This is a genomic window from Amycolatopsis sp. NPDC003676, assembly GCF_053587275.1.
On record NZ_JBSFNS010000019.1, the window covers coordinates 79,028 to 91,763 of the forward strand.

Annotated in this window: 11 protein-coding genes; 5 read left to right on the top strand and 6 right to left on the bottom strand. The window is 68.4% G+C overall.

Features of this window, described 5'->3' with window-relative positions:
• Window positions 1-78 precede the first annotated feature (78 nt).
• Together mfd and ACWDNU_RS15115 are read right to left on the bottom strand one after the other, a co-directional pair.
• On the bottom strand, window positions 79-3,639 hold the full coding sequence (mfd, locus tag ACWDNU_RS15110) for a transcription-repair coupling factor (RefSeq protein WP_449669261.1): 3,561 nt from the start codon (window positions 3,637-3,639) through the stop codon (window positions 79-81).
• 43 nt (window positions 3,640-3,682) lie between these two features.
• Window positions 3,683-4,969 (bottom strand): hypothetical protein, encoded by a 1,287-nt coding sequence (locus tag ACWDNU_RS15115; RefSeq protein ID WP_449669236.1) that lies wholly within the window; start codon window positions 4,967-4,969, stop codon window positions 3,683-3,685.
• 262 nt (window positions 4,970-5,231) lie between these two features.
• Here ACWDNU_RS15115 and ACWDNU_RS15120 point away from each other — a divergent pair, with 262 nt between their 5' ends.
• Window positions 5,232-5,558 (top strand): hypothetical protein, encoded by a 327-nt coding sequence (locus tag ACWDNU_RS15120; protein WP_449669237.1) that lies wholly within the window; start codon window positions 5,232-5,234, stop codon window positions 5,556-5,558.
• An 85-nt stretch (window positions 5,559-5,643) separates the two neighbouring features.
• Here ACWDNU_RS15120 and ACWDNU_RS15125 read toward each other — a convergent pair whose 3' ends face one another.
• Both ACWDNU_RS15125 and ACWDNU_RS15130 read right to left on the bottom strand, forming a co-directional pair.
• A complete protein-coding gene (locus tag ACWDNU_RS15125) occupies window positions 5,644-6,297 on the bottom strand; it encodes a response regulator transcription factor (protein WP_449669238.1) in 654 nt (217 codons plus the stop codon).
• Between the two features lie 477 nt (window positions 6,298-6,774).
• Entirely contained in the window at window positions 6,775-7,716 is a 942-nt protein-coding gene (locus ACWDNU_RS15130) for an LLM class flavin-dependent oxidoreductase (protein WP_449669239.1), read from the bottom strand.
• An 88-nt stretch (window positions 7,717-7,804) separates the two neighbouring features.
• On the opposite strand from ACWDNU_RS15130, the gene ACWDNU_RS15135 reads away from it, so the two are divergent.
• The gene (locus ACWDNU_RS15135) at window positions 7,805-8,581 is read left to right on the top strand and encodes an MmyB family transcriptional regulator (RefSeq protein ID WP_449669240.1); all 777 of its coding nucleotides are present in this window, start codon (window positions 7,805-7,807) and stop codon (window positions 8,579-8,581) included.
• Here ACWDNU_RS15135 and ACWDNU_RS15140 read toward each other — a convergent pair.
• Window positions 8,559-9,065: a DedA family protein gene (locus ACWDNU_RS15140; protein WP_449669241.1), complete on the bottom strand. Its 507-nt coding sequence runs from the start codon at window positions 9,063-9,065 to the stop codon at window positions 8,559-8,561. The two genes, ACWDNU_RS15135 and ACWDNU_RS15140, sit on opposite strands and share 23 nt — an antisense overlap.
• A complete protein-coding gene (locus ACWDNU_RS15145) occupies window positions 9,037-9,642 on the bottom strand; it encodes a class I SAM-dependent methyltransferase (RefSeq protein WP_449669242.1) in 606 nt (201 codons plus the stop codon). Before ACWDNU_RS15145 ends, ACWDNU_RS15140 begins: the two co-directional genes overlap by 29 nt.
• Before the next feature lie 146 nt (window positions 9,643-9,788).
• On the opposite strand from ACWDNU_RS15145, the gene ACWDNU_RS15150 reads away from it, so the two are divergent.
• Genes ACWDNU_RS15150 through ACWDNU_RS15160 form a run of 3 tightly spaced genes read left to right on the top strand, consistent with a single transcriptional unit; the run spans window position 9,789 to window position 12,734 of the window.
• Window positions 9,789-10,913 carry a sensor histidine kinase gene (locus ACWDNU_RS15150; RefSeq protein WP_370940660.1) on the top strand — a complete coding sequence of 375 codons (1,125 nt, stop codon included), beginning with the start codon at window positions 9,789-9,791 and terminating at the stop codon, window positions 10,911-10,913.
• Window positions 10,910-11,563: a response regulator gene (locus tag ACWDNU_RS15155; RefSeq protein WP_037820214.1), complete on the top strand. Its 654-nt coding sequence runs from the start codon at window positions 10,910-10,912 to the stop codon at window positions 11,561-11,563. The genes ACWDNU_RS15150 and ACWDNU_RS15155 overlap by 4 nt, the downstream gene beginning before the upstream one ends.
• Window positions 11,564-11,582: 19 nt before the next feature.
• A complete protein-coding gene (locus tag ACWDNU_RS15160) occupies window positions 11,583-12,734 on the top strand; it encodes a PQQ-dependent sugar dehydrogenase (protein ID WP_449669243.1) in 1,152 nt (383 codons plus the stop codon).
• Window positions 12,735-12,736: the final 2 nt, after the last annotated feature.

The following is a 12,736-nucleotide window of genomic DNA, read 5'->3' on the forward strand; positions in this document are numbered from 1 at the left end:
TGGCACCGCCGCTCAAATCAGTTCTGCCGCGGCGCCCCCGGTCGTTGCGGATGCGGTGCGTTGCCTACGCCACGGCACTCACACCGCCGCCGGGGTTTTCGTCAGCTGGCCCAACAGCTTCGTGCACCAGTCGAGCAGTTCCTGATCCCGCAGCACCGGCGCGCCCATCCGGCCGCCTGCGGGGCCTTCGGTCGGCTTCGGCACCGACACCGTGTTGGTGACCGCCTTGTACAACGCCTTGGGGTACAAGCGTTTCAGCCGCACGAGCTGCGAATCCATCAACGGCAGCGGCGCGAACCGGATCGTGTTGCCCTGCACCGCGACCTCGGTGACGCCTGCGGCCCGGCAGGTGTGCCGGAACGCGGCGACCGCGAGCAGCCGCGTGACCGGCGCGGGCGGCTGGCCGTAGCGGTCGACCAGTTCCTCGCGCACCGCGTCGAGCGCCGCGGTGTCCGGGGCCGACGCGATCTTGCGGTACGCCTCCAGCCGCAGGCGTTCGCCGGGCACGTAGTCGTGCGGGATGTGCGCGTCCACCGGCAGGTCGACGCGGACTTCGGCCAGTTCCTCGTCCTCCGCCGGCTCCGCGCCCGCGTGCCGCCGGAACGCTTCGACCGCTTCGCCGACGAGCCGGACGTACAGGTCGAATCCGACGCCCGCGATGTGCCCGGACTGTTCCGCGCCCAGGATGTTGCCCGCGCCGCGGATCTCCAGGTCCTTCATCGCGACCGCCATGCCCGCGCCGAGTTCGGTGTTCTGCGCGATGGTGGCGAGCCGGTCGTGCGCGGTCTCGGTGAGCGGCGCTTCCGGCGGGTACAGGAAGTACGCGTACCCGCGCTCGCGGCCACGCCCGACGCGGCCGCGCAGCTGGTGCAACTGGGCGAGGCCGAGCATGTCGCCGCGTTCCACGATCAGCGTGTTGGCGTTGGAGATGTCCAGGCCGGTCTCGACGATCGTGGTGCAGACGAGGACGTCGTACTCGTTCTCCCAGAAGCCCTGGATGATCTTTTCGAGCTTGTCCTCGTTCATCTGCCCGTGCGCGGTGACGACGCGCGCCTCCGGCACCAGCTCGCGGATCCGTTTCGCCGCCTTCTCGATCGACGACACCCGGTTGTGCACGTAGAAGACCTGGCCGTCGCGCAGCAGCTCGCGCCGGACCGCGGCGCCGACCTGCTTGTCGTCATACGCGCCGACGTAGGTCAGGATCGGGTGCCGGTCTTCCGGCGGGGTGAGGATGGTCGACATCTCGCGGATGCCCGCCAGCGACATCTCCAGCGTGCGCGGGATCGGCGTCGCCGACATGGTGAGCACGTCGACGTGCGTGCGCAGCGCCTTGATGTGTTCCTTGTGCTCCACGCCGAACCGCTGTTCCTCGTCGACGATCACGAGGCCGAGGTCCTTGTAGCGGATGCCGGTCTGCAGCAGCCGGTGCGTGCCGATGACGATGTCGACCTCGCCGTCGGCGAGCTGTTCGAGGATCCGGTCCGATTCGGCCTTGTGCGTGAACCGTGAAAGGCCCTTGATGGTGACCGGGAACGACCGCATGCGCTCGGTGAACGTGTTCAGGTGCTGCTGCGCGAGCAGCGTGGTCGGCACGAGCACGGCCACCTGTTTGCCGTCCTGCACCGCCTTGAACGCCGCGCGCACCGCGATCTCGGTCTTGCCGTAGCCGACGTCGCCGCAGATCACCCGGTCCATCGGGACGCCGCGCTCCATGTCCGACTTGACCTCGTCGATGGCCGCGAGCTGGTCGTTGGTCTCGGTGAACGGGAACGCGTCTTCCAGCTCGGACTGCCACGGCGTGTCCTGGCCGAACGCGTGCCCGGGCGCGGCCTGGCGGGCGGCGTAGAGCTGCACCAGTTCGGCGGCGATCTCCTTGACCGCTTTTTTGGCGCGCGCCTTGGTGTTCTTCCAGTCCGAGCCGCCGAGCTTGTTGAGCGTGGGCAGCTCGCCGCCGACGTAGCGGGACACCTCGTCGAGCTGGTCGGTGGGCACGAACAACCGGTCGCCGGGCTGGCCGCGCTTGGACGAGGCGTACTCCAGCAGCAGGTACTCGCGGGTCGCGCCGGCGACCGTGCGCTGCACCATTTCCACGAACCGGCCGATGCCGTGCTGGTCGTGCACCACGTAGTCGCCCGCCTTGAGCGCCAGCGGGTCGACCGCGCCGCGACGGCGCGACGGCATCTTCGTGTTCAAGTCCTTTGTGGACGATCCAGCGGTGGCGCCGCGGCCGGTCAGGTCCGCCTCGGACAGCACCACGAGCGCCCGTTCCGGCGAGACGAAGCCCTCCGCGAGCCCGCCGCAGGTGACCGTGACGACCCCGGCGGGCGGCACGTCGGCGAGCACCTCGGCGTGCTTCGCCGGGACCTCGGCCGCCATCAGCTGCTCGACCGCGCGGCTGGCGGTGCCCTGTCCGGCGACGACGAGCACGCCGGTGCCGCCGGACGCGAGGTGTGCGCGCAGGTCGGTCATCGCGCGTTCCAGCTCGCCCCGGTAGGCGGGCGCGGGCTCGATGCCGACGCGGTAGACGTCCGGGTCTTCGCTGGTCAGCTGGGTGAGCGTCCACCACGGGCGCTTGGTGTCCTGCGCGTGCGCGGCGATCTCGGACAGCTCGCGGTACGCCGACGCGCCGAGGTCGATCGGGGCTTGCCCGCCCGCCGCGGCCGTGGTCCAGGAGGCTTCCAGGAACTCCTGGCCGGTGCGGACGAGGTCGGCCGCGCGGGCGCGGATCTTCTCCGGATCGGCCAGCAGCACGTGGCTGCCTTGCGGCATCGAATCGGTGAGCAGGGCCAGCTCGCCCTCGCAGAGCACCGGGATGAGCGCCTCCATGCCCTCGACCGGGATGCCACCGGACAGCTTGGTGAGCATTTCGGCCAGGTGCGCGTCGGCCTCGTACGTGGTGGCCAGCTCCGCCGCGCGCGTCTTGACGTCCGGCGTGAGCAGCAGCTCGCGGCACGGCGGCGCGGTGACCCGCTGGATCTCGCCGGGCAGCGACCGCTGGTCGGCCACCGCGAACGCGCGGATCTCGCTGACCTCGTCGCCCCAGAACTCGACGCGGACCGGATGCTGCGCGGTGGGCCCGAACAGATCGAGGATGCCGCCGCGGACCGCGAACTCGCCGCGCTTCTCGACCATGTCCACGCGCGTGTACGCCAGCTCGACAAGCCGTTCGAGCAGGTCCTCGAAGCTTTGTTCTTCCCCGACGACCAGGTCGACCGGCGCGAGCGACCCGAGCCCGGGAGCCATCGGCTGGATGAGGCTGCGCACGGTCGCGACCACGACCCGCAGCTCCTCGTCGCCGACGTGCAGCCGGTGCAGCACCTCCAGCCGCCGCCCGACCGTGTCCGCGCGCGGCGAAAGGCGCTCGTGCGGCAGCGTCTCCCAGGACGGGAAATCGGCCACGCGATCGGGGCCGAGCAGCGCGCTGAGCGACGCGGTCAGCTCGTCGGCTTCGCGCCCGGTGGCGGTGACGGCCAGCACCGGACGGCCCGCGCCGCCGCGCTCGGGGTCTTCGGCCAGCGCGGCGGCCACGAGCTGCCGTACGGCGACAGCGCCTTGCAGTTCGAGCAGCGGGGCGCCAGCGCGCTCGACAACGCCGCGCAGCGCCGGGTCGGGAAGGATGGCTTGGAGGAGTCCGGACAGTACAGCGTCGGTCACCGTTCCAGCCTACGTCGTGGCACCGACATTACTTTCGATCACCGTTGCCGAGGCTGCACGCGACCGCGGTCAGCAAGCCGATCGTCGGAGCTGCCGTAGCACCGGCGACGGCGCGGAAAAATATCCCGCCGGGGGCACTGACCAGTACGAGGAAGCTCGCCGCGGCGACCACCGCCCACACCAGCACGACAGAGCCGGTCTTCTTGCGGGCGACCAGCGTCGCGGCTGCCAGCAGGGTCGCCGCCATCATGATCCCCGACCAGCCGAGCGCCGCCATCGTCCACCCGGAGATGCGGTACTTGTCCTGGTAGAGGAGCCCGAACAGCCACAGGCCCGCGACATACGCGCCCACCGCTGCCACCACGCCTGCCACAAGCGCGCCAACTCCGCCCCATGCGACGATGCGGCGCAGACGACCAGCGCCGTCCGGACGGTTCGTGATGCGCACGACCATCGGCACAGCGAGTGTTTGCACCGGGGCGAGGACGAGCAACAGCGGCGAGCGCACCAGCGAGACGGCCAGGAACAACCCGCCCAGCTGGTCGTCGCTCCCGGACGGGGCGAGCAGTTTCACCACAGCCGGGTAGCCGGTCAGCACGCTCGCGGTCAGCGCCGCGCTCACGGTCAGGCCGAGCATCCGCCGGAGCACCGCATCCCATGCCTCGCCGGGGACGCTCCGATCGACCGTGCCCCGAGCGGCCGGGATGAAGAAGAGCCAGGCGAACGACCCCGCCGCGACAGACACCGCCAGCCACGTCAGTCCGGCGATCCCCGCCGCGACACAGGCCAGGAACGCCGCCATCCGGAGCCCAGCCTCGGCCAGCAAGATCACGGAGTAAGCACGGCTTCGCCCAGCTCCGATCAGCACACCGCGGGTTGCGTACAGAGCGGGAAAAGCGGCGATACCGAAGAAGGCGACCAATCCCAGGGACGACCGGGGACCGAAGAACTGCGCGTTCACGGACGGAACCAGCGTCAGCCCGGCGGCGACGAAGGCCACCGACTGGGACACGGCGCAGGCCCGGAACACGGTCGCATCCGGCCTGGCACCGGCCACCTCGGCCACCGCGGTCTGCCGGGACAACTCCTGTTCCAGGGGCGACAACGCGCTGCCGACTCCCATGACGAGGCCCCAGAACCCAAGGAACACGGCATTTTCGGCTGGGCTGAGGTATTTGCCCGCGATAAGCAGGACGAGATACCCGAGAATCGAAGCAGCGACAATGGTCAGCCCAAGCGCACCCGCTGACGTCCGAACCGACTTCGCGGATGGCGTTTCTCCGCCGCTCCGCGCGATACCGGCCCGTTGCCGCACCAAGGAACCTCCATCCGATGCCGGTCATGCCCGCCCGGTCACGTCGATCGTAATTGATCGGCCGATACCACTTCACACCGCGGCCGTCCATCGTGCCAATCCTCGCGAGCCGACCGCGCAGATAACCGGGAAAGTCAACAGAACCACCACTCAAGTTGACCGTTTTCCGCCCACCCTGGACGGATTCGCTTTCCCCTGGGTTTTTTTAAATTTTTCCTGACCGGCCGCGAAGACGGCCAAACCCGCGAAGAGGGGAATTACCGTGTTGTCGAAAATCAAAGCCGCAGGCACCGCCGCGGCCATCGGGTTCGCGATCGCTGGCGGGGTCAGCCTTTTCGGGGCCGGAGTCGCGAACGCGGAGCCGGCGAGCACGCTGAACTGCGGATTGAGCCAAGGACTCCTCTACTGGGCCTATACGAACTGCGGGTCGGTCGCACAACTCGTGCAGTTCCACCACCAGCAGCTCCAGGGGACTTCGTGGGACGAGATCCGGTGCGTCGGGGCAGGCCAAGTGATCACCGTCGGCCCCGCGTCCGAGAACATCTCGGCCTACCCGGTGCAGGGCCCGTGCATCCCCGCGAAGCTGTGAGGACGACCAGGCTGTTCGGATAAGCCGCCGCGGTGACAGGTGTGTTGCGGCAGCATCGATGCGCCGCAACACACCTGCGTGATCCTCACGTCAAGCCATTTCGATACGCAAAAGCCACGACCTGCGCCCGGCTCGTCAGAGACAGCTTTCGCATGGCGCGGTGCACGTGGGTCTTGACCGTGGATTCGCTCAGCACCAGGCGACTGGCTATCGTACCGTTGTCCATTCCCGCCGACACCAGCCGGACGATCTCGGTTTCCCTCGCCGTCAACGCGTCCGTGGATCCGGCTTCGCCGGAATACCCCGGCAACCCGCCCCGCCGGCGCCTCTCGACCAGCATTCGCAGCACTTCCTGCGGCAGCACCAGCTGCCCGGCGGCGACCTGACGGATTCCCTCCACAATCAGCCTGGCCGACCGTTGTTTAGGCACCGAACCCGAAGCCCCGGCGCACACTGCGCCGAGCACTAATTCACTGTCCCCACCTTCGACCGTCACAAGGACTTTCGGCCCGGGCGGTCGCGCGCGAGCCAACAGCTCGCCGATGAACTCCGGGCCCCGCCTGAGCACGATAAGCCCGTCCAGCAGGACGACCTGAGGCTCAGCGGCACGCAACCCCGCAAGCAAGGCTTCCGCGTCCGCATGGTCGCTCAGCAGTCGAAATATCGACCATCCGCCCAGCAATGCTCGCAGGCCCAAGCGCACAACTTCACAGGTTTCCGCAACGACAACATCGATCAAGGAATCCTCTAGTCTCCCTGCCGGAAATCAGCTCACGCGGCATTTACCGCCAACATAAAGGAATGCAAGAAAATGCGCGATCGCCTTCGACGGAAAACTGAAGAGTAGTTCGAATGCATGACTATCAAGCCACCTCCCTTGGCCACGCCAGCGTATCCGGACCATGATCAATCCGGCATCGGCCATTCGTGTGGCCGGCTATTCGGGTCGGCACACTTATCGGGTCAGAAGCCTGCGACGCCGTCAGGCAGGCCTGGGTACGGCGAATCCCGGCCAACGGGACAATGGCTGTGGCGGCGGGACAGGGAAGGCGTGCTCATCGATCTGCAACCGCGGGCAAAGCGGGCTGCCCTAGTTGTTCCGGCCCAACCCCGCGAGAGCGGGGTTGGGCCTCGGACAGTCAGCGATTCCTGGCCGAAGCGACAACCGCACGCTGAGCAACGACGAGGAAGCTACAGCGTCGGTCACCATCCCAGCCTACGTCGCGGCACCGACAGGTTTCCGCTCCCCGGCGATCACCTCCGCCAACAGGGGCAGCTGCCGCTCGACCGCACCGGGTTCCAGCGAGCCGACGCGCAGCAGCACGTGCTCCGCTCCGGCCTCGGCGTAGCGGCGCACGGTCGCCGCGACTTCCTCGATCGGGCCGGTCACGGTCGCCTGGATGGTGCTGATCTGCGCCAGCGGCCGTTGATACGTCGCCTGCGCGTAGTCCTCCAGGACGCTACGGCCGCGGCGCGGGTCAGAGTCGACGTAAACCGTCAGGAACAGTGACGGGGTGACCTTGCGATCGGTGGCGGCGCGGATCGTCGCGAGGCCGGACGCGTAATCCGCGGGATCCGGCGGATACGGGAGCCAGCCGTCGTAACGCAGCGCGGTGCGGCGAAGCGCGGCTGGCGTCGCGCCGCCCAGCCAGATCGGCGGGCCACCGGGGCGCGCGGGGCGGATCGCCGGTGGCAGCCAGTCGTAGTTCAGCACCTTGCCGTGGAACGAGCCCGGCTCGCCGGTCCACAGCTCGCGCCAGAGCGTGACCACGTCGTCGAGATGCGAGAACCGCGTCCGGAAATCGACCCCGGCCAGCTCGAACTCTCGCTCGCTGAAGCCGGGGAAACCCGCGCCGACGCCCACTGCGAGGCGTCCTTCGGAGATCAGGTCGACTGAGGCGAGCGTCATCGCCGTCTGCACCGGGTTGCGGTGCGCGGGCAGCAGCACGGCGGTTCCGACGGTGACGCGTTCGGTCGCCTGCGCGACCGCGGTGAGCAGGGTGAGCGGTTCGATCCGCGGCCGGGAAAGCGAGTCACCGGCCCAGATCGACGCGAACCCGAGCCGTTCGGCTTCGCGGGCCACTGCGACGAGGGCACGCGGGGTGCCGCCTGCTCCGAGCTGTGCCTGTCCGGCGGGAAGAAGTAGTCCGAATTCCACGCCGTCGACGATCCAGCGCGGCCTGGCGTCCCGGCAATTCCCTGCGGGGAATGGCCCGGTGCCAGAAAGCTCGGCCAGAATCGCGCAGGTGCCCACCACGTTCGCCGACGCCTTGCGCGACGCCCGTTCCCGCCGCAGGCTCAGCCAGCTCGACCTCGCGCTGAAAGCCGGGACAACGCAACGCCACGTCAGCTTCATGGAACGCGGCCGTTCGCTGCCCGGCCGCGGCATGGTGGTGCGCGTCGCCGAGGCGCTCGGCCTGCCGCTGCGCGAGCGCAACGCCCTGTTGCTGACCGCCGGATACGCGCCGGTCTACCCCGAAACGCGGCTGGACGACCCCGCGCTGACGCCGGTGCTGGAGTCGCTGCGCGCGCTGCTCGCCGGGCACGAGCCGTACCCGGCGCTGGTCGTGAATCGCTACGGCGATCTCGTCGCGGCTAATGACGGCTTCGATCTGCTCACCGAGGGCGTCGCGCCGGAGCTGCTCGAACCGCCGATCAACGTGCTGCGACTGGCCTTGCACCCGCGTGGGATGGCTCCGCGGATCCAGAACTTCGCCGATTGGGCGCAGCATGTGCTCGAACGACCTCGGCGTGGTCTGGCGCACGGGCCGGATCCGCGGCATCAGTCGTTGTTGGATGAGCTCACCGGTTATCTGCCGTCGCCTGGCGAACCGACCGGTGACCACCTCGGGTTCGCGGTGCCGCTGCAGCTGTCCAGTTCGGCGGGCGAGCTTCGGCTGCTTACCGCGATCACGCAGTTCGCTACTGCGGTCGACGTGACGGTCGCTGAGCTGAGTCTTGAAACTTTTCTGCCTGCCGACGCTTCGACGGCGGAGCTGCTCAAGGCGCGACCCAACCGGTGACCTGACCCATTGTCAACTCCACACCCGCCCACAGCACCGCCGCACACAAGCTTCCGATGAAGAAGCGTCGGTATGACAGTCCGGCAGAACCCGCGACGCGCGGCACCAGAGTGCGTACGCCAGCAAGGCACCGCCCCAGGACGACAGCTGGTACGCCATAACGCGCGACGGTCGCTTCGGCCTTGTCCCACTTCGCGTCGCCGATGCGCTGGCCTACGCGCGACCGACGCAGCTTCGGGCCCCACAGGCGTCCCTCCCAGTACGCGAGCTGGTCCCCCGCAAGCGCTGACGCGACGCAGACTGTGAGCGCTGGCCACAGCTGTAAAGTCCCGCGCTGCACCAGGAAACCCATGAGCAGCAAGGTGGACAGCGTCGGCAGCACAATGCCAGGCAACAGCGCGGTCTCGGCCATGATCACCAGCGCGCAGATCAGGTAGACGAGCGGCGCGGGAGCGTCAAGAAGCGGCTGAAGCAGGCTGTCCATACCGGTCCAGTCCCGACCGCACCGGCAAGGCCGCGCGGTAGACGTACGCAGGTGGCAGGTTCCGCCAAACCACGCTGGTGCGTTCGACAACGGCGAAGCGGCTTCGCAGCAACCGTGCGAATCGACGCGCTGGCGGTGTCCAAGAGGTGTGCGCGTACGCGAAGGTGGTGAAGCGGCCTTGCGGGGAAAGCACCTCGCAGACGGCGTTCAGTACCGCGGCCTGGGGTGCGGCGTGCATAGCTGTCCACGGCAGACCGGAGACGACCACGTCGACCGGCATCGTCACGTACGCCGCGACGTGTTCCGCGGAGCCCTCCGCAATGTGTATCGACGGGAAGCGTTCGCGTAGCTCCTGTACGAGGTGCGTGTTGATTTCCACCGCGGTGAAGTGCGCGTCGCGCTGAAGCATGCGAAGCAGCACTTCGGTGAACACGCCCGTCCCCGGCCCCAGCTCCACGACACTGTGCGCGCTCTCGATGCCCAGCCCTGCCGTCATCACTCCGGCCAGCCGTGCCGAGCTGGCGGCAATCGCGCCGGTTCGCATCGGGTGCCGGAAGAACTCCCTGGTAATCGACATGTTTTCGACGGTAGGAAGCGCTTCGGTCGTCGCGGATCGGCTCGGTCGGCGGGAAAAGTCGTTCGCTCGGAGGACCCCGGCCATCCTCCGGAACGACGCGCGCGACGACGGTCTCGCGTTACGTTCGTTTCGTGCGGAGACTGGTCATGTGGGGGCGCAAGCAGCGCTGGCTGCTGGACTTGCCGCTGTACGCCGTCTTCATCGCCTTCGGACCGAACATCGCGGATCAGCAGACTTGGCTGCTGCGCATGGTTTCGATGCTGTTCCTGCTCCCTCTGTTGCTCCGTCGCCGCTACCCGCGCACAGTCGCGCTCCTGATCCTCATCGGAGTAGCTGTCGTCTATACGAACGAGGTGTGGGCGTATGACCGCGGCCGTAGCGACCTCGCAATGGCGGTGGTCCTGTACACGCTCGTCAAAGCCGGTGACAGATGGTTCATCGGCTTCGCGGTAGCTGTCGCCGGCCTGGACACCTTCTGGGGATTCACCTGGGGCACCAACACTCTGAACCCGACGCTCACCATCTTCGGCACACTGCCGCTGTACTTGGCGGCTTGGGCGCTCGGCGCGTTCTTCCGCACGAAGGAACAGCTCGCCGAAGAAGAACGACTGAGAACGGAACTGGCGGTATCCGAGGAACAGGCCCGCAGTCGCGCTTCAGTCGCCGAAGAGCGCACAAGGATCGCGAGAGAGCTTCACGACGTACTCGCACACAGCATGAGCGTGATCGTCCTGAACGCCGAAGGAGCGAAGCTTGCACGCCATCACGACCCGGACGCTGTCGACCGTACGCTCGACACCATCAGCAAAACCGGCCGTTCCGCGCTCGCCGAGCTTCGGCGGCTGTTGGAAGTGATGCACGCCGGCGAACCCGCGCGCGCTCCGCAGCCGACGCTCGATCAGTTGCGCACGCTCGTCGCGCAGTCCGGCCGCGATGTCACCCTCGAAGTCAACGGCGACATCGCCGACCTGCCCGCCGGCGTCGCGCTTCAGGCGTACCGCATCGTCCAGGAGGCCTTGACCAACATGCTCAAACACGCGCCGCCCGACGCGACCGGCCGGGTCCGGGTCACGTTCGCCGGTCCGGAAATCCACGTCGAAGTCACCAACTCCGGCGGACGCCAGCCAGTCGCGGCGGGACTGCCCGGGTCCGGGCGCGGCCTCACCGGCATGGCCCAGCGCGTCGCGATGTACCACGGCAAGCTCGAAACCGGCGCGCTGCCGGACGGCGGCTACCGCGTATCGGCGACTCTGCGGACGGACGCCGCATGACGTCCGTGCTGATCTGCGACGACCAGGAGCTGGTGCGCGTCGGGCTGCGGATGATCGTCGACAGCCAGCCCGACCTGGAGGTGGTCGCCGAGGCGGGCGACGGTGCGGAAGCCGTCGAACTCGCCCGCGCGCGACGGCCGGATCTCGTGCTGATGGACGTCCGGATGCCGGTGCTCGACGGCGTCGCGGCGACCGCGCAGATCTGCGCCGAACTGCCGGACACCTCGGTGCTGGTGATCACGACCTTCGACCTCGACGAGTACGCCTACTCCGCACTTCGCGCCGGGGCCAGCGGATTCCTGGTCAAGGACGCGCCGTCGGACGAGATGCTGGTGGCCATCCGCGGCGTGCTGCGCGGCGACGCGATGGTGTCGCCGTCGGTGACGAAACGCCTGCTAGACCGCTATCTCAGCGCGCACCGGACGCCGCTCGACGAGCAGAAACTGGAGACGCTGACCGAACGCGAGAAGGACGTGCTCGGCCTGATCGCCCGCGGACTGTCGAACACCGAGATCGCCGGGACGCTGTTCATCGGCGAGACGACGGTGAAGACGCACGTCGGGCGGTTGCTGAACAAGCTCGGGCTGCGGGATCGGGTGCACGCGGTCGTGTTCGCGTATGAATCCGGATTGGTACGTCCAGGCGGCTGAATCGGGGCATGCTGGACACATGCGTGTCGTCGCGTTGCTCGCCTCCGTTCTGCTGCTCGCCGCCTGCTCGGCCGCGCCAGCGAGTGTCCCGGCTCCGGCTGAGCCCGGGAAGTTCGCCGTCCAGGAGGTCGCGGACGGCCTCGAACACGGCTGGGACGTCGCCTTCCTTCCCGACGGTTCGCTGCTCGTGCCGCAGCGCCCCGGCAAGCTCGCGCTGATCCGCGACGGCCGGAAGACCGACGTGCACGCCGATTTCTCCGACGTCCTCGTGCGTGGCGAAGGCGGTCTGATGGGCCTGGTCCTGGCTGCGGATTTCGCGACGTCGCGCGAGTTCACCACCTGCCAGACCCACCAGGAAAACGGACGCGCGGTGGACGTCCGGCTCGTCACCTGGCGGCTCGCCGACGACGGCGCGAGCGCGGCCAAGGTGCGCAACCTGCTGACCGGGCTGCCGGTGAACCCGAGCGGACGGCATTCCGGCTGCCGTCCGACGCTCGCTCCCGACGGCGCGCTGCTCGTCGGCACCGGCGACACCGCACGGTCCACGGTGGCGCAGGACCGGCACAGCCTTGGCGGCAAGGTGCTGCGGATCGACGCGAAGACCGGGGAACCGTTGCCCGGCAACCCCTTCCTGTCGTCCACGGACCCGAATGAACGCCGGATCTACACCTACGGCCACCGGAACGTGCAAGGCGTCGCGATCCGGCCGGGCACCGGGCAGGTGGTCACCTCCGAACACGGACCGGCGTTCGACGACGAGGTGAATCTCCTGCGGCCAGGCGGGAATTACGGCTGGGATCCGTCGAAGGGCGGCACCGATACCAGCTACGACGAGAGCGTGCCGATGACCGACACCACCCGGTTCCCGGACGCGGTTCGTCCACTGTGGACCAGTGGGCAGATCACCGAAGCGACCAGCGGCGACGCGTTCCTTACCGGCAAGCAGTGGGGCGCGAACGAAGGCGCGCTGGTCGTGGTGGCATTGAAGGGACAGAAGCTTTTGCTGCTGCATCTGGACGCGGCCGCGAAGGTCACCGGAGTGACGCTGCCCGCGGAATTCAACGACAAATTCGGCCGGTTGCGAGCAGCCCGAAGCGGCCCGGACGGCGCGCTGTACGTGACGACTTCCAATGGCAGCAACGACAAAGTGCTGCGCGTGACGCCAAGCTGAGC